The 16,201-nt window shown below is 46.6% G+C and carries 16 protein-coding genes; 6 read left to right on the top strand and 10 right to left on the bottom strand.

The features are described from left to right. The first annotated feature begins 2 nt into the window (after positions 1 to 2). Positions 3 to 965, top strand: a complete 963-nt coding sequence (locus HYN51_RS04840) for an ABC transporter permease (RefSeq protein WP_108901798.1) — start codon at positions 3 to 5, stop codon at positions 963 to 965. Positions 966 to 1,041: 76 nt separating this feature from the next. Here HYN51_RS04840 and HYN51_RS04835 read toward each other — a convergent pair whose 3' ends face one another. Then, positions 1,042 to 1,602 carry a hypothetical protein gene (locus HYN51_RS04835; RefSeq protein ID WP_108901797.1) on the bottom strand — a complete coding sequence of 187 codons (561 nt, stop codon included), beginning with the start codon at positions 1,600 to 1,602 and terminating at the stop codon, positions 1,042 to 1,044. Positions 1,603 to 1,672: 70 nt separating this feature from the next. After that, entirely contained in the window at positions 1,673 to 2,164 is a 492-nt protein-coding gene (locus HYN51_RS04830) for a YajQ family cyclic di-GMP-binding protein (RefSeq protein ID WP_108901796.1), read from the bottom strand. A 119-nt stretch (positions 2,165 to 2,283) separates the two neighbouring features. Between HYN51_RS04830 and yajL the strand changes: the two genes are divergently transcribed. Continuing rightward, complete coding sequence (yajL, locus tag HYN51_RS04825; RefSeq protein ID WP_108901795.1) at positions 2,284 to 2,871, top strand: protein deglycase YajL; 588 nt, start codon at positions 2,284 to 2,286, stop codon at positions 2,869 to 2,871. A gap of 698 nt (positions 2,872 to 3,569) precedes the next feature. Further along, on the top strand, positions 3,570 to 4,709 hold the full coding sequence (gene ompC / locus HYN51_RS04820) for a porin OmpC (protein ID WP_108901794.1): 1,140 nt from the start codon (positions 3,570 to 3,572) through the stop codon (positions 4,707 to 4,709). 330 nt (positions 4,710 to 5,039) lie between these two features. Here ompC and thiI read toward each other — a convergent pair whose 3' ends face one another. Both thiI and HYN51_RS04810 read right to left on the bottom strand, forming a co-directional pair. After that, complete coding sequence (gene thiI, locus HYN51_RS04815) at positions 5,040 to 6,494, bottom strand: tRNA uracil 4-sulfurtransferase ThiI (protein ID WP_108901793.1); 1,455 nt, start codon at positions 6,492 to 6,494, stop codon at positions 5,040 to 5,042. A 138-nt stretch (positions 6,495 to 6,632) separates the two neighbouring features. Further along, positions 6,633 to 8,075, bottom strand: a complete 1,443-nt coding sequence (locus tag HYN51_RS04810) for a protein adenylyltransferase SelO (protein WP_108902167.1) — start codon at positions 8,073 to 8,075, stop codon at positions 6,633 to 6,635. Positions 8,076 to 8,497: 422 nt separating this feature from the next. Between HYN51_RS04810 and xseB the strand changes: the two genes are divergently transcribed. From xseB to dxs, 3 genes are read left to right on the top strand one after another with little or no spacing between them, the layout of a single operon-like run. Then, the gene (xseB, locus tag HYN51_RS04805; RefSeq protein ID WP_108902166.1) at positions 8,498 to 8,740 is read left to right on the top strand and encodes an exodeoxyribonuclease VII small subunit; all 243 of its coding nucleotides are present in this window, start codon (positions 8,498 to 8,500) and stop codon (positions 8,738 to 8,740) included. Continuing rightward, a complete protein-coding gene (gene ispA, locus HYN51_RS04800) occupies positions 8,740 to 9,642 on the top strand; it encodes a (2E,6E)-farnesyl diphosphate synthase (RefSeq protein ID WP_108901792.1) in 903 nt (300 codons plus the stop codon). The genes xseB and ispA overlap by 1 nt, the downstream gene beginning before the upstream one ends. 38 nt (positions 9,643 to 9,680) lie before the next feature. Beyond that, the gene (gene dxs / locus HYN51_RS04795; protein ID WP_108901791.1) at positions 9,681 to 11,546 is read left to right on the top strand and encodes a 1-deoxy-D-xylulose-5-phosphate synthase; all 1,866 of its coding nucleotides are present in this window, start codon (positions 9,681 to 9,683) and stop codon (positions 11,544 to 11,546) included. A gap of 133 nt (positions 11,547 to 11,679) precedes the next feature. Here dxs and HYN51_RS16280 read toward each other — a convergent pair whose 3' ends face one another. The 6 genes from HYN51_RS16280 to nrdR form a co-directional block, all read right to left on the bottom strand. Continuing rightward, on the bottom strand, positions 11,680 to 11,817 hold the full coding sequence (locus HYN51_RS16280) for a hypothetical protein (protein WP_157952987.1): 138 nt from the start codon (positions 11,815 to 11,817) through the stop codon (positions 11,680 to 11,682). A 598-nt stretch (positions 11,818 to 12,415) separates the two neighbouring features. Further along, on the bottom strand, positions 12,416 to 13,387 hold the full coding sequence (gene thiL / locus HYN51_RS04790; protein ID WP_108901790.1) for a thiamine-phosphate kinase: 972 nt from the start codon (positions 13,385 to 13,387) through the stop codon (positions 12,416 to 12,418). Between the two features lie 84 nt (positions 13,388 to 13,471). Beyond that, positions 13,472 to 13,897 carry a transcription antitermination factor NusB gene (nusB, locus tag HYN51_RS04785; RefSeq protein WP_108901789.1) on the bottom strand — a complete coding sequence of 142 codons (426 nt, stop codon included), beginning with the start codon at positions 13,895 to 13,897 and terminating at the stop codon, positions 13,472 to 13,474. A 59-nt stretch (positions 13,898 to 13,956) separates the two neighbouring features. After that, positions 13,957 to 14,427 carry a 6,7-dimethyl-8-ribityllumazine synthase gene (gene ribH, locus HYN51_RS04780; protein ID WP_108901788.1) on the bottom strand — a complete coding sequence of 157 codons (471 nt, stop codon included), beginning with the start codon at positions 14,425 to 14,427 and terminating at the stop codon, positions 13,957 to 13,959. Positions 14,428 to 14,537: 110 nt separating this feature from the next. Continuing rightward, the gene (ribD, locus tag HYN51_RS04775; protein WP_108901787.1) at positions 14,538 to 15,647 is read right to left on the bottom strand and encodes a bifunctional diaminohydroxyphosphoribosylaminopyrimidine deaminase/5-amino-6-(5-phosphoribosylamino)uracil reductase RibD; all 1,110 of its coding nucleotides are present in this window, start codon (positions 15,645 to 15,647) and stop codon (positions 14,538 to 14,540) included. A 7-nt stretch (positions 15,648 to 15,654) separates the two neighbouring features. Then, complete coding sequence (gene nrdR, locus HYN51_RS04770; RefSeq protein ID WP_108901786.1) at positions 15,655 to 16,104, bottom strand: transcriptional regulator NrdR; 450 nt, start codon at positions 16,102 to 16,104, stop codon at positions 15,655 to 15,657. Positions 16,105 to 16,201 lie beyond the last annotated feature (97 nt).

The following is a 16,201-nucleotide window of genomic DNA, read 5'->3' as shown; positions in this document are numbered from 1 at the left end:
CCATGAGCGCAAGAAAAGTAAAAGATAATGTAGAGATTTACCTAAGCCTGCTGATTGGTCTGGTGGTGATGACCTTCAGTTTTCTGATCCCTGATGTTTTCTGGTCATCGGCTAATTTTCAGTCAATCGCATCACAAATGCCGGTACTCGGCGTGCTGGCATTAGCTATGGCGATCACCATGCTCACCGGCGGGATTAATCTATCGATTATTGCCACCATGAATGCCTGTGGATTAGTAATGGCTTGGGTAGCCACCCATTATCCACCGAGCGTTGGCAGTATGGCATTAGTGCTGCTTGCTGGGCTAACGATGGCTATCGTTATCGGTAGTGTGAACGGTTTTCTGATTGCGGTAGTCAGAGTCTCTCCTATTCTGGCAACCCTAGGGATTATGACGTTGCTGAACGGGATTAATATTTTAATCTCCCGTGGCTCGGCTATCTCTAATTTTCCAGACTATATTCTGACCATTAACAGCACCAATCTGTTGGGCATTCCTGTACCGCTGTTAGTCTTTTTGGCCGTCGTTGCCGTAATATGGGTCATTCTGGAAAAATCTGCATTTGGTCGCACTATTTACCTGATTGGCTCCAATGAACAGGCAACCCACTATTCCGGTATCAACACCCGTAAAACTATCGTTTGGGTGTACATTCTATCGTCAATGCTCTGTGTGGTTGCCGCGCTGTTGATGATGTCTAAGCTCAACTCAGCCAAAGCTTCTTATGGTGAATCCTACCTGCTGGTTTCGATTCTGGCGGCAGTATTAGGCGGAATAAACCCGGACGGTGGATTTGGTAAGGTATTCGGCATGGTGATGGCGCTGATTTTATTACAGATGCTGGAAAGTGGACTGAATATTCTGGGAGTAAGCAGCTACATTACTATGGCGCTGTGGGGAGGACTATTACTGGCCTTCATCTTCCTGAAAGGCATTAACCTCTCCAGACTGTTTGGGCGGTAAACCGGATTGCTTTGAGAAACTTATGGCCCAGAATATCCATTCCGGGCCATATTTAGATCGCTATTCACTATATCCGTTATTTTTTAATTCTTCTCTTCTTACTCTTTTTGTTCTTTTTGGTATTTTTGTTCTCAGCGACTTCAAGCTTTACAAATACCGGTGAAGCGTAACTCTCTACCGAAATACCATTCAGTGAGTAACCGCTCAAGTGACAACCATCCCCTTTAGCCGTTGGATCGGGCTGCGGTATCACTTTGGTTTTCATGCCGTTTAACACAAAAATTTGTTGTTCTGAAACTTTAACGGTGTATTTATCCCGGACGTGCAACTGCCGGCTGTAGTCATACAGAGAAAAATTATTTTCGCCGGATTTAAAACTGTAGGTATCAACGTGTAAAGAGAACAGATCGATAATTTCTCCATCCCGCTCGTGCTTTACCGTCACCTCTTTCAGTTCATCATAAGTAAAACCGGAAAAGGAAAAATCGATCCCCCCCAGCCTGTCAACCTGAGCACAATATTCGGCAAACTCAAGCTGCTGCTCATACCTATTACTGCATCCACTTAACACGATGCCCGCGCCGATAAACAGCGGCAATAACCGGGAGTAGTTTTTCAGCGTACCCGCTTTACTCATACAAACTCCATTTCAATTAAACCAAACAACGCCAGTTTAGCGGCGCTGTCTGGTATTTGGGGTCATTCCCTTAGTCACGGAAATTATTAAACTGGAACGGTTGCCCTAACTCGGCCCCTCTCACCAGTGCCATGGCACCCTGTAGGTCATCACGGGACTTGCCGGTAACACGGACCTGCTCACCCTGAATTTGCGCCTGTACTTTCAGTTTATTGTCTTTAATCAGCTTAATGATTTTTTTAGCCACGTCAGCTTCAATACCCTGCTTAAGCTTAACCTCTACGCTGTATGTTTTACCGCTGTGCAGCATTTCTTCAGGGATCTCTAACGCCCCGGCATCAATACCGCGCTTGGAAAACTTATCGCGCAGAATATCTAGCAACTGCTGAACCTGAAATTCAGACTCACTGGCAACCTTCACGGTTTCATTCTTCTCATTCAGATCAAAGCTGGCGGGTATGTTACGGAAATCCCAACGGCTGGTTAGCTCACGACTGGCATTCTCCACCGCATTACGGACTTCAGGCATATCAATTTCAGATACAATATCGAAAGATGGCATAACTTCTTCCTTTTTTATGATGGCACTTTTAATAACAAATAATGTTATGCATGATAACGGTTATATTCACGCCTGCACAACCTGTCAGGTTGACAATCTTATTGATTAAGGAGTACCAAATGGTACCTAGAGCACTGGTTTGCCTAGCTCACGGCACGGAAGAAACCGAAGCGGTTACTACGATTGACCTACTGGTTCGCGGTGGAATAGAAGTGATCACTGCCAGCGTCGAAGGGGATGGCTGCCTGAATATTGTCTGTTCCCGGGGTGTAAAATTAATTGCTGACCATGCATTGGTTGACGTCGCCGATGAGCATTTTGATGTCGTCGTATTGCCAGGCGGAGTAAAAGGTGCGGAGTGCTTTCGGGATAGTCCACTGTTGGTAGAAAGAGTTCGCCAAACTCATCTTAGCGGTAACATTGTCGCTGCGATTTGTGCGGCACCCGCGCTGGTACTGGAACACCACAACCTGTTTCCGGTAGGTAATATGGCCGTTAATCCTGGTTTCAAACATATGATTCCGGATAATAAGTGGGTCGATAGACGGGTCAACTATGATGAACGCGTCAATCTCGTCACCAGCCAAGGACCGGGAACCTCAATCGATTTTGGTCTGAAATTAATTGAGTTGTTGATCAATCGGGATAAGGCCGCCGAAGTTGCCGAGCAGCTTATAGTCGCTCCGGGGATATACGCCTACCTCTAAGCCGTTTGCGGGGCTCCACGGCTCCGCACTCTGCTCTTTTTTGATTAAAATCTGTCGTGTTTTCCACCAATATAAAACGTCTTTATAAAATATCATTATCTCTGCCGGGAAATTATCATTTCTGCACTTTACTTGTGCATTTTTGCACTATAATAAATCATGAAAAAAATACCGAAAAATGAAAACACCCCTCGACTAAAGCAGATTAATTAAATCACAACCCGTTGCAAAATTTAAAAAACCAACACCTTATAGAATTTATTTTTATTATTGATAAATAAAATTAGTTCAACATTTAACCTAAATTGGTGTTGATAAAGTAATATTACCACTATCCATGCTGCACTAATGATGTGCAAAATAATTCATATAAAACATATAGTTTATGTGGTCTATAAGTTTTATAAATGCTATCACCCTGAAAATTAAATTCACTCATAATGAATATGACAACACAATCACCCGTTTAAAAATCCAGAAATAAAAATTAATTTAATTAGATAAATCATATGGATATATAAATTAATTTTAGTATTAACTTATTGTTAAGGATGAGTTGAAATATTTGGTTTTATTCTCTATCTTTTATTTACATATTATTAATAACCAGAAGTTCATTTAATTACTAAGCTCAAACGGCAAGTAACAGGATTTAATCTCATCCTTGTTTTTATCATTATCACCACAGGCCATAATATATGAAAAAAGTAATAGCAGTGCTCATCTCAACCATCGTTGCTGCGGGTGCAGCTCATGGGGCCGAAATCTATAACAAGGATGGAAATAAACTTAACCTGTATGGAAAAATAGATGGTTTACATTATTTCTCATCGGATAGCAGCCAAGATGGCGATGCTACTTACACCCGTTTCGGTATTCAAGGTGAAACTCAGGTCAACCAAGATGTGGTTGGCTTTGGGAAGTGGGAATACAACGTTCTTGCCAGTAGCACTGAAGGTAGCAGCAACCAAAGCTTTACCCGTCTGGCTTATGCCGGAATAAAACACCGTACTGTTGGTTCTCTGGATTATGGGCGTAACAACGGTATTTTATACGATGTTGAAGGCTGGACCGACGTACTGCCAGAATTTGGTGGTGATAGTTATACCGGAGCAGATAACTACATGGTAAGCCGAGCTAATGGCGTAGCAACTTACCGTAATACCGATCTGTTTGGTCAGGTTGAAGGTTTAAATTTTGCCGTTCAGTATCAGGGTAAAAATGACGGGCAGAATTGTGATGAATCAAGTGGCACCAAGGTATGTGAAGACCTGAGTCGCAACCCTCATGATGTTCAACATCAAAACGGTGACGGTTGGGGGATCTCCTCCACTTATGACCTTGGGAAAAGTATCAGCTTAGGTGCCGCCTACAGTTCATCCAACCGTACCGGAGAACAAAAAACCGCAGGTGGTAATATTGCCGGTGGTGACAGTGCGGATGCTTGGACTACGGGCCTGCGCTATAACGCGAATAACGTTTATCTGGCAGCCATGTATTCGGAAACCAATAATATGACACCATACGGTGGCGATGGCATCGCCAACAAAACCCAAAACTATGAAGTGGTCGCCCAATACCAGTTTGAATTTGGTTTAGCCCCTTCTCTTGCTTATTTGCAATCCAAAGGCAAAGATTTGAACACCAATAATGGTCAGTATAGTAGTGACCAAGATCTGGTGAAATATGCGGATGTTGGCGTAACACAGACCTTCAACAAAAACTTATCCGCCTATGTGGACTACAAAATTAACCTGTTAGACGATAACAGTTTCTATAAAGACAATGGGATTTCCACCGATAATGTTGTAGCGACAGGTTTGGTGTATCAGTTCTGACATCGTTTTTTCATTTTTCATATAGCAAAAAGGCCCGGTTTCGGGCCTTTTTGACTGCTGACAAACCGAATAAATCAGCACCTGTAAATATTCCGACCGTAAAAACAATGTGCTTATATCGACACCGGTAACGGTCGGTAAACCATCTGTACTCAGCGACCGAGCACGTTGGCCCTGGCCGGGTTAGGGGCGCTTCGTTGGCTTACGCCAAGTCGACCCCAACACCCGCCCAACGATTGGTTATCTTTAGGGCCTTTTTGACTACGGATAAACCAGATAAATAGACCTCACTGAATATTCCGGTCATAAAAACATCATGCAATCGTTAGCTTAGGCTGTCTTGCGATAAACCTTCACATTACTGTATCCCTGCTCCTGCAAATACAATGCCTGCAAACGACTCATCACACCGCGATCGCAATACAGCAGATAGGTTTTCGATTTATCCAGTTCGCTAAATGCCGAACCTAACTTATAGAACGGAATGTGTTTTATATTCACTTCCGTCAACTTCAATGGACTGGTTTCATGCTCGTCTGGCGAACGAATATCAATAATCACATCGTTACTGCCAAACGCCGCCACCGTTTCTACTTCAGTGATCTGCTGTTGAGTTTGTTCCGCTATCTGGCGAATATCGATATTCACCGCCTGCTCGACGACCTTATCCAGAATAGTGAAGTCAAAGTTTGCCTCCTCGGCCTCAATCTTAGCCTTCACCGCTTTCACCGTTGGGCTTTTTGAGATCACACCGCAGAATTCCGGCATGGTTTTGGCAAAATCTTCAGTACCAATCTGGCGAGCCATATTAATAATGTGCTCTTTATCATGAGAAATCAGCGGACGCAAAATCAGCGTATCGGAAGCATTATCAATTAAACGCAGGTTAGTTAACGTCTGGCTGGAAACCTGCCCCAACGCTTCACCGGTGACAATCGCCTGAACACCATAACGCTCTGCAATCGCTGAAGAGGCTCTGACCATCATACGTTTAAGCACCACGCCCATTTGGCCATCATCCACCTTTTCCAGAATTTCGCTCACCACTGGGGCAAAATCAACGGAAATAAAGCGTACTTTATGGGAACTGCCGAACCGGCTCCAAATATAGTGGGCAACCTGCTTAACACCAATTTCATGGGTTGCCCCACCCAAATTGAAGAAGCAGTAGTGAACCCGGCATCCACGGCGCATTAACATATAACTGGAAACACCCGAGTCAAAGCCACCGGAAATCAATGACAGTACATCTTCCTGAGTACCAATTGGGAAACCGCCTAACCCTGCATAGCGGGCTTGCACCATAATCAGACGATCGTCTTCAATCTCTAAACGCACGGTTACGTCCGGATTGGTCAGATTCACTTTGGCTGACTCAATATGCTGGTTCAAACCACCACCAACGTAACGCTCCACATCCTGAGAGTTAAAATCCTGTTTACCGCGGCGCTTAACTCTCACACAGAACGTTTTACCTTCTAACTGTTCACGATAGTTAGCCAGCGTCTGTTCGAAGATATTGTGCATGTCGGTATAGGGCGTTTCATCCACTTCAAGAATGTGATGAATACCGGGGATTCGCGTCAGAGCGTCGCGAATAATCGGGCCGTTAGCCGGATCTTTGGTTCTGACTTCCAGAAAGTCCCAATGGCGGACAACGGCACACTCTTCAATGCGCTGCCTTAAAACGTTACGCACGTTTCCGGTCAGGATTTTGATGAAGCGTATACGCACGGACTGGCTTTTTATAGTAATTTCAGGGAACAGCTTAATGATAAACTTCATGATAGTTGCGAGTACTTACGTCGTTAAATCGAGTGAAAAGGATGATAGATTTCTGGGCGTGGAGTATACACCCGGAAAGGCAATCGGCGCACTAAACAATCTGCACCGAGAGAACATTTCATTGATCCCGACCCGAGATTAACTAGAACAGGAGATTTCCAGCCGTTTTCCCCAGTCCGGGGGTAACCTTGCTAAATCACTAAATTCTGGGGAATCAATATAAGGATTCATTAGCCCCTGATGAATATGGGCTAATACGCTGACATCCCCTTTTTCAGCGGCTTCAATCGCCTGTTGGGCCAGATAATTACGTAATATTCGCTGTGGATTAGCCGCTTTCATTACTCGCTGGCGCTGGGCATCGTCCACCGACTCCTGCTGTAAACGCTTACGCCATGCCTGATACCAACCGTCAAAACGCTGACGGTCGATAAACTCGTCGCGCAAGGCAATACTTGAGCTTGTTTGCTCTACTTCACTCAGAGACCGGAAGGTCTGGGTGTAATCACGTTTCTCTTTTGCCATCATATCTAGCAGTTGATTCAACAGGTCATTATCCTGCGGATCCTGAGTGAAAAAGCCCAGTTTAGCCCTCATCTGTCGACCATAGGCCGCCATCAACGCAGGTTCATACGAGGCTAAACCAGCCTGTAATTGCTCCGTGGTCATTAAACCAGACAGGGCATTTGCCAACCGATGCAAGTTCCAGTAAGCCACTGCGGGTTGATTACTGAAGGCATAACGCCCCTGATAATCGCTGTGATTACAGATGTATTCAGGGGCATAATCATCCAGAAAACCATAAGGGCCAAAATCCATGGTAATACCCAGAATCGACATATTGTCGGTATTCATGACCCCATGAGCAAAGCCTACCGACTGCCAGAGCGCAATCATTTCTGCCGTTCGCTCAGCAATATCTTTAAACCAAAGGAAGTAGCGCTCTGGTTGTTCCTGCCATTGGGGCCAATGATGACGAATGGTGTAATCCGCCAACTGCTGTACTTGCTCCTGTTGGTGACGATGATAAAAATGTTCGAAATGACCAAAGCGGATATGGCTCTCGGCGATTCGCATTAGCATAGCGCCTGGTTCTGGCTGCTCGCGAAACACCGGCTGTTGGCTAGTAACGATAGATAATGCACGGGTCGTTGGAATGCCTAAATGATGAAGCGCTTCAGAAGCTAAAAACTCTCTGACCACCGAGCGCAACACCGCTCGGCCGTCTCCCATGCGGGAATATGGCGTCAGACCGGCACCTTTTAGATGCCAGTCCATCCTTTTTCCGCTGGCGGTCAGTTGCTCCCCCAGCAAAATACCGCGTCCATCGCCAAGTTGCCCTGCCCAAACCCCAAACTGATGACCGCTGTATACCTGAGCCAGCGGTTTCATTCCCGGCAGTAATGTCTCCCCTGACCAGATTTTCTGATTGTCAGCAGAAAACAGTGAATCTTCCAGCCCTAGCTCTTTTGCCAATGGCTTGCTGTGATATAACAGCTGCGCCTGATTCAAAGGCGTTGGTTCCAGTTCAGTATAAAAACCGGGTAGTTCATCGTAATAGGAATGAATAAATTTTGGCATAGTTGGCATAATTTACGCGGGTATCGGTATAGATTGAGATAAAACCAGTGTAGTGCTCAGATGAAGGAATTAACACCAACTAAGTGTAGGGAGATGATTGCTTTTTATTAAATTTCCATTGCCAGCGCCTGCTGCTAGGGCCTTACTCCTTATGAGTAAAATATTGATAATATGTACCACTGCACAATTTCATGGTTAATTCTCATTTTTATGAGTCATTTAATGGTAAACTCCACGCCATAACTTAGGTATTATTTAACCATTGCCGACAAAATAATCAGCATCGTTAGTATGAGCGGTGTATTATCTTCGCAATGTCCAGCGCCCCGATGACTTTACGCTGGTTGATGCTTTCAAACCCGCTAATGCGGTTATTTATTAAAGATAACATTTAATCGAAGCCACTATTAGATATGCCAAAAATGCCGAAAAAAACACCTCCGCCAGCCAGTTTTGAAACTGCATTAGGCGAGCTGGAACAAATTGTGAGTCGTCTTGAAAGTGGTGACCTTCCACTGGAAGAAGCATTAAACGAGTTTGAGCGCGGTATTCAACTGGCGCGTCAGGGTCAACAGCAATTACAACAGGCTGAACAACGGGTTCAAATATTGTTAAACAGCGAGCCAGAAGCACCGTTGTCTCCTTTTAATCAGGATGAAGCCTGATGTCCTCATTTAATCAGCTTCAATCAGAACATCGCCAGCGTGTTGATCAAGCGCTCGAACACTATCTTTCTGCCTTACCGTTCCATCAGGCACCACTGGTCGAAGCTATGCGATATGGTGCCCTATTGGGAGGAAAGCGTCTGCGACCATTTTTGGTTTATGCTACCGGTGAAATGCTCGGTTTAAGCATACAAAATATGGATGCTCCCGCAGCAGCTATTGAGTGTATCCATGCTTATTCATTAATTCATGACGATTTACCTGCGATGGATGATGACGATTTACGTCGTGGTCAACCAACCTGTCATATTAAATTTGGTGAAGCTCACGCCATTCTGGCGGGTGATGCGTTACAGACGCTGGCATTTTCTATTCTGAGCGATGCGCCAATGCCAGATGTACAAACTACGTCCCGTCTGGCAATGATTAGTGAATTAGCCTACGCCAGCGGTGCCTCCGGTATGTGTGCCGGACAGGCGCTGGATCTGGAAGCGGAAAAGAAAAAAACCAATTTAGAAGAGCTGGAACGTATCCACCGCCATAAAACGGGTGCGTTAATTCGTTCTGCTATTCGGCTTGCCGCACTGGCTGCGGGGGAACGTGGTAAAACTATCCTGCCAACCCTTGACCGTTATGCTAATGCCGTTGGTTTAGCTTTTCAGGTACAGGACGATATCCTCGACGTGGTTGGTGCGACAGAGAAGACCGGCAAGCGCCAAGGCGCAGATTTACAACATGAAAAAAGCACTTACCCTGCACTGCTTGGCATTGACGGCGCTCAGTCTAAAGCGTTGGACTTATACCGGGAAGCGATGGATGCACTATCAGAATTAGCATCACAGTCTTATAATACCGCTTCGCTGGAAGCACTGGCCGGTTTTATTATCGAACGTGATAACTAAACTGCACATTTAAGCAAATAATTTTAGACGAGTTTTGGATGAGTCTTGATATAAATCGATATCCACTGTTGGCGTTAGTTAATAACCCCGACGATCTACGCCTGATATCAAAAGATAGCCTGCCTAAGCTCTGCGATGAGCTGCGTGAATACCTGCTGAACAGCGTTAGTCGCTCCAGCGGTCATCTGGCTTCAGGTCTGGGTACCGTAGAACTGACGGTAGCGTTGCACTACGTCTATAATACGCCATTCGATCATATCGTTTGGGATGTGGGTCATCAGGCTTATCCCCATAAGATTCTGACCGGTCGCCGCGATCAAATGCCAACTATTCGTCAGAAAGACGGGCTTCACCCTTTTCCTTGGCGTGAAGAGAGTGAATATGATGTGTTGTCGGTTGGGCATTCCTCCACGTCGATCAGTGCCAGCCTAGGATTAGCTATTGCCGCCCAGCGTGAAGCTAAAGGTCGTCATGTTGCCTGCGTTATCGGTGACGGTGCCATTACCGCCGGTATGGCATTTGAAGCCATGAACCACGCCGGCGATGTCAAACCCGACATGTTGGTGATTCTAAACGACAATGAAATGTCGATTTCAGAAAACGTGGGTGCCCTGAATAATCATTTGGCACAAATTCTCTCCGGTAAGCTCTACTCCACACTGCGTGAAAGCGGAAAGATGGTGCTATCTGGCTTACCGCCAATTAAAGAGTTGGTCAAACGCACGGAAGAACACCTGAAAGGCATGGTGGTACCCGGTACGTTATTTGAAGAGTTCGGTTTTAACTATATTGGCCCAATTGACGGGCACGATGTACAGGCGCTGGTTCAAACCCTAAAAAATATGCGTAGCCTGAAAGGGCCTCAATTGCTGCATATTATGACGAAAAAGGGCAAAGGCTATGCGCCAGCAGAGAAAGACCCTATTGGCTGGCATGGTGTACCGAAGTTCGATCCGGCAACCGGCACTCAGCAAAAAGGCGGTAGTGCTCATCCAAGTTATTCCAGCGTGTTTGGTGACTGGTTGTGCGAAACGGCAGCCAATGACAAAAAGTTGATGGCAGTTACACCGGCCATGCGTGAAGGCTCAGGCATGGTGCGTTTTTCTCGCGAATATCCAGATCAGTATTTTGACGTAGCTATAGCAGAACAGCATGCGGTGACTTTCGCTGCCGGGCTGGCGATTGGTGGATTTAATCCAATCGTGGCTATTTACTCCACTTTCCTGCAGCGGGCATACGACCAGGTGATCCACGATGTCGCTATCCAGAAGCTACCCGTCATGTTTGCTATCGATCGCGGCGGCATTGTTGGAGCCGATGGACCAACCCATCAGGGCGCTTTTGACCTCAGCTATTTACGTTGCATCCCTGAAATGGTGGTAATGACGCCAAGCGATGAGAATGAATGCCGTCAGATGCTGTATACCGGCTATCACTATCAGGACGGCCCGGTTGCAGTACGTTATCCTCGTGGTAACGGTATCGGCGTTGAGCTGGAACCGCTTGCCATATTGCCGATGGGGAAAGCTAAAGTTCGTCGTAACGGTGAGAAAGTCGCCATCCTTAACTTTGGTACTTTGCTGCCGGACGCACTACAGGCAGCCGAGCAATTAAATGCTACCGTTGTGGATATGCGCTTTGTTAAGCCTTTGGATGAATCGCTGATTCTTGAACTTGCTGAGTCACACGACGCATTAATTACACTGGAAGAGAACGCCATTATGGGCGGTGCCGGTAGCGGCGTGAATGAACTGCTGATGGCGTATCGTAAGGCCATTCCGGTATTGAATCTTGGGTTGCCTGATGAGTTTATTGCTCAGGGTGGACAAGAAGAGGTTCGGGCGGAATTAAGATTAGACGCCACAGGGATTGTTGAACAGTATCAAGAGTGGTGTAAAGGTTAACACCGAGTTTATTGTTTCTTCAAATCAGCTTCTGAGGGTATTCCGACCGTAATAACTATGTGGTTATATAATCACGGTGCTCGGTCGGAAGGCAATCTGTACTTAAGCCCGGTGCGTGTCGGGCTTAGATTCCCTAGGGGCAGTTACAAACACCTTCGGTGTTTTGCCCTTCGGGCCAGCGCTCGCGCTGTTCAAACAGGCTTTCGCCTGTTTGTCGTTGGCTTACGCCAACTCGACCCCAACGAAAATCTCTCCCGACGATTAGCTTCATTTGAAAGTTCAAAAGCTCAAACCAAAACCAAATATATATTCAGGGACAACACCCCTGAATGCTAACCAACACTTTGACCTTCATCCTTTGACCTTTAAGAGCACTGGAATTCAGCCGACAACTGAATGAGGGTAGCACACCAAACATGAAGGTTTGGCGAGGCATGGCTTCGTCTGGAACGAATCTGTCGTTGGCTTACGCCAAGTCGACCCCGACGAAAATCTCTCCCGACGATTAGCTTCATTTGAAAGATCAAAAGCTCAAACCAAAACCAAATATATATTCAGGGACAACGCCTCTGAATGCTAACCAACACTTTGACCTTCATCCTTTAACCTTTAAGAGCACTGGAATTCAGCCGACAACTGAATGAGGGTAGCACGCCAAACATGAAGGTTTGGCGAGGCATGGCTTCGTCTGGAACGAATCCATGCCGGTGCGTAAACCCGAATGAAGACGGAGGGCAGTCGCGTAGCGACCTGAATTCGTGTACGGAGGTGCAGGAGGCGTTCGCCTTCACGCCTCTTGCTCGACCGCCGCACGGCAGTCTGGCTAGGCACTACGTCATTTGCGGACAAAACCTACTTAAAACTTAATATCACTCACTAAAATGGTCATACCCACTCCCCTCAAACTCCACCACCTGATTCCCATCCAACAACTGCAATCCACCATTAGCCGTAATCTGCCCAATACAGTTATAAGGAATACCCAAACCAGAAAGTGCGGTATCCAACGCACCGCGGTTGTCTTCTGGTACGGTGAAACACAGTTCGTAGTCTTCGCCGCCGGTTAATGCCCAACGTATCGCCTGTTCGCGGCTACAGTTGTCCGTCAGCGCCGATGAAAACACCAGTCGATCGAGATGTATTCTGGCTCCACAACCGCTGGCTTTCAGGATATGCCCTAAGTCCGGCAATAGTCCGTCAGAAATATCAATCGCGGCTGTCGCCAACTGACGCATGCCCTGCCCCATTAAAATACGTGGCTGGGGGCGAAGGTGGCGTTTTACCAGATAATTTCGCTGATCCTGATCCGCAACCTCAAGTTTGCCCTGTAAAATAGCGAGACCCGCAGCGCTATCACCAGGCCAACCGGTAACGTAAATCCAGTGTCCTGCTTTCGCACCACTACGGGTTAGTTGCTTATCAATAGGCACCCAACCGTTAATCGTTAATGTCAGACTGAGTGGGCCTTTGGTGGTATCGCCACCAATCAATTGCATTCCATAGTAATCCAGCAGTCCAAATAGGCTTTCACTAAAGCTGGCTAACCAGGGTTCGTTGACTTCGGGAAGTGTTAAGGCCAGTGAAACCCAGGCTGGATCGGCGCCCATTGCCGCCAAATCGCTTAGGTTAACCGCCAAAGATTTATACCCTAAATCCGCAGGGTCGATATCAGGAAGAAAATGGGTGCCGGACACCAGAGTGTCAGTACTAATAGCCAGATACTGTTTCAGTGAAGGGATCAGTAAAGCGCAGTCGTCACCAATACCTAACAAAACATCTTTACGAATAGTACTTTGCCGATTGAAATAGCGGGCAATAATGTCAAACTCACTACACGACATAATAGTGGTACTCCAGTCGAACTTAAAAATAAAGCCGGCATGGCCGGCCCTATTTGGACTATTCATCGTCGATCAGGATAAGACTCATTGTTTGGCATTACGTACACGCAAACGAGGAACGACTTTATCCAGAACGCCATTAACAAATTTATGACTGTCTTCGGCACCAAAAATTTTGGCTAACTCAATAGCCTCATTGATAACCACTTTATAGGGAACATCTTCACGTTTGCTCAGTTCGTAAACCGCAACACGCAAAATGGCTCTCTCAATTTGCCCCAGTTCATCCAACGTTCGGGACAGGTAAGGTGCCATCAATTTATCCAGTTCACCCGCATGGGTAGCCGCGCCGGAAAACAGCTCACGGAAGTAAGTTAAATCAACATCTTTAACATCCTGTTCCGTTAGAAATTCTAATTCAACATCGGCAATGTCATTTTTGGATAATTGCCAAGAGTATAACGCCTGAACGGCGCACTCGCGGGCGCGGCGACGAGCAGCAGGTTTCACGGGGTTCCCCTCAAATCTTAGACGGACAATCAACATTCACAGTACGGTATAACCCATACTTACGCTTTGATTGCCTTAATTACATTAATCATTTCCAGTGCGGTCATGGCCGCTTCGGCACCTTTGTTACCGGCTTTAGTTCCGGCACGTTCGATTGCCTGTTCAATATTTTCTGTCGTCAGTACGCCAAAGGAGACCGGGATTTGACTCTCCATAGCAACGCGGGATAAACCAGAGCTACATTCACCAGCAACATACTCAAAGTGTGCCGTACCACCGCGAATAACGGTGCCCAGCGCAATGATCGCATCATAACGACCGGTATCAGCCAACGAGCGAACCGCCAAAGGCAGTTCATAAGCACCCGGCACCCAAACTACAGTGATATTTGAATCAGAAACCTGACCAATACGTTTTAATGCGTCAATAGCGCCTTCCAGCAGACTATCGTTAATAAAATTGTTAAAACGAGCAATCGCAATAGCAACACGGGCTTGTGGTGCTGCAACAATACCTTCGATAACGTTCATAAAAGTATATCCTTGGTTTCTTGATTCAATAACCCGACAAGGGGGCGGATTCTATCATATTCTTTCGGTTGTGGCGCTGCGGATTTACTATCTGCGCGCAATTACTACAATTAACTCCGGGGTACAAGGCGTAACCGTAAGTCCTCACCGACCTGCTGCACATCCTGTAATTTAAACTCGGGAACCTGTGTCAGTTGGCTAAGACCGGGAAGTTTACACAATCCACGTGCCTCATCGCCCAGTAGTTTTGGGGCCAGATACAGCACCAGTTCATCCACGACCCCCGCCTGTAATAAGGCCCCAGCAATCGTTGGCCCCGCCTCAGTCCAGACAGTATTTATCTGACGACGTCCCAGTTGCATCATCAATACCACGAGGTCAATTCCCCCCTGATAAGCGGGAACAATGAGCTGTTCAACGTTATCTGACCACGTTTCATTGCCTTTGTGGGTACGCACTAACCAGATATCACCGGGTAATGAAAATAATTTCAAATCCGGCGTTAAACGGTTCTGGCTGTCAAGAATCACCCTGACAGGCTGGCGCAGCATACTTTTGGGGTAAATATCATGGGTCTGACGGTCCAACTCTTCCCAACGGACATTTAGCGAGGGATTGTCGGCTAGCACCGTAGCGCTTGTACTTAAAATAGCGGAACTCTGCGCTCTAAACTGTTGAACATCACGACGAGAATCTGCCGAGGTGATCCACTGGCTTTCACCGGAGGCCATGGCGGTTTTGCCATCCAACGAAGCGGCTAGCTTAAGCTGAAGATAAGGAAAACCGGTACGCATGCGCTTAAAGAAACCGCGATTAACGGTTTCAGCCTCGGCCATCATTACGCCATGTTCGACGTCAATTCCTGCCTGCTGTAGGCGATACAGGCCACGCCCTGCCACTTCGGGGTTAGGATCCTGCATCGCGGCAACCACTCGCTTAACCCCGGCATTAACCAGTGCATCAGCACAAGGTGGGGTGCGCCCGTGATGGCTACAAGGCTCCAACGTGACATAGGCCGTTGCACCCCGCGCTTTTTCTCCCGCCATGCTTAACGCATGAACCTCCGCGTGAGGCTCCCCTGCCTTATGATGGTATCCTTCTCCAACAATTTCACCATCACGCACTAGCACACAGCCAACGTTAGGATTAGGCGTGGTAGTAAAACGCCCTTGCCTAGCGAGCTCAAGCGCTCGAGCCATATACTTTGCATCATTCTGCATAGGGTAATTAGTCCTGTAGTTTGGCGATCTCTTCACCAAACTCTCGAATATCTTCAAAGCTACGGTAAACCGAAGCAAAGCGAATATACGCAACTTTATCTAATTTCTTTAAGGCATCCATTACGAGGTTACCCACCATGGAGGCTAGAACTTCGCGTTCACCAGTCGCACGTAATTGAGATTTAATATGACTAATCGCCATTTCAATATCGTCGGAATTAACCGGCCGTTTCTCCAACGCTTTTAACATGCCCCGACGTAATTTCTCTTCATCAAAGGGCTCGCGAATTTCATTACTTTTAATCACTCGTGGCATTACCAGTTCTGCCACTTCAAACGTCGTAAAGCGCTCATGGCAAACTAAACATTGGCGGCGGCGGCGTACCTGAGAACCATCACCGACCAGACGTGAATCAATGACTTTGGTATCAACAGCGGCACAAAAGGGGCAATGCATAACATCTCCTGAAAATATTTCCGGGGAAAAGCATACTCATATATTAATCTACTATTTTAAACGCCCCAGCTAAATAGTGATATAGCTAAGGCTGAGA

The organism is Limnobaculum parvum (genome assembly GCF_003096015.2).
GTDB classification, from domain to species: Bacteria; Pseudomonadota; Gammaproteobacteria; order Enterobacterales; family Enterobacteriaceae; genus Limnobaculum; species Limnobaculum parvum.
The sequence above is the reverse complement of the archived record's forward strand: the minus strand, read 5'-3'. Positions and strand labels throughout refer to the sequence as shown.

Coding starts and splice junctions, on each gene's coding strand:
- HYN51_RS04840 (WP_108901798.1), top strand. CDS start 3: ATGAGCGCAAGAAAAGTAAAAGATAATGTAGAGATTTACCTAAGCCTG.
- HYN51_RS04835 (WP_108901797.1), bottom strand. CDS start 1,602: ATGAGTAAAGCGGGTACGCTGAAAAACTACTCCCGGTTATTGCCGCTG.
- HYN51_RS04830 (WP_108901796.1), bottom strand. CDS start 2,164: ATGCCATCTTTCGATATTGTATCTGAAATTGATATGCCTGAAGTCCGT.
- yajL (WP_108901795.1), top strand. CDS start 2,284: ATGGTACCTAGAGCACTGGTTTGCCTAGCTCACGGCACGGAAGAAACC.
- ompC (WP_108901794.1), top strand. CDS start 3,570: ATGAAAAAAGTAATAGCAGTGCTCATCTCAACCATCGTTGCTGCGGGT.
- thiI (WP_108901793.1), bottom strand. CDS start 6,494: ATGAAGTTTATCATTAAGCTGTTCCCTGAAATTACTATAAAAAGCCAG.
- HYN51_RS04810 (WP_108902167.1), bottom strand. CDS start 8,075: ATGCCAAAATTTATTCATTCCTATTACGATGAACTACCCGGTTTTTAT.
- xseB (WP_108902166.1), top strand. CDS start 8,498: ATGCCGAAAAAAACACCTCCGCCAGCCAGTTTTGAAACTGCATTAGGC.
- ispA (WP_108901792.1), top strand. CDS start 8,740: ATGTCCTCATTTAATCAGCTTCAATCAGAACATCGCCAGCGTGTTGAT.
- dxs (WP_108901791.1), top strand. CDS start 9,681: ATGAGTCTTGATATAAATCGATATCCACTGTTGGCGTTAGTTAATAAC.
- HYN51_RS16280 (WP_157952987.1), bottom strand. CDS start 11,817: ATGAAGCTAATCGTCGGGAGAGATTTTCGTTGGGGTCGAGTTGGCGTA.
- thiL (WP_108901790.1), bottom strand. CDS start 13,387: ATGTCGTGTAGTGAGTTTGACATTATTGCCCGCTATTTCAATCGGCAA.
- ribH (WP_108901788.1), bottom strand. CDS start 14,427: ATGAACGTTATCGAAGGTATTGTTGCAGCACCACAAGCCCGTGTTGCT.
- ribD (WP_108901787.1), bottom strand. CDS start 15,647: ATGCAGAATGATGCAAAGTATATGGCTCGAGCGCTTGAGCTCGCTAGG.
- nrdR (WP_108901786.1), bottom strand. CDS start 16,104: ATGCATTGCCCCTTTTGTGCCGCTGTTGATACCAAAGTCATTGATTCA.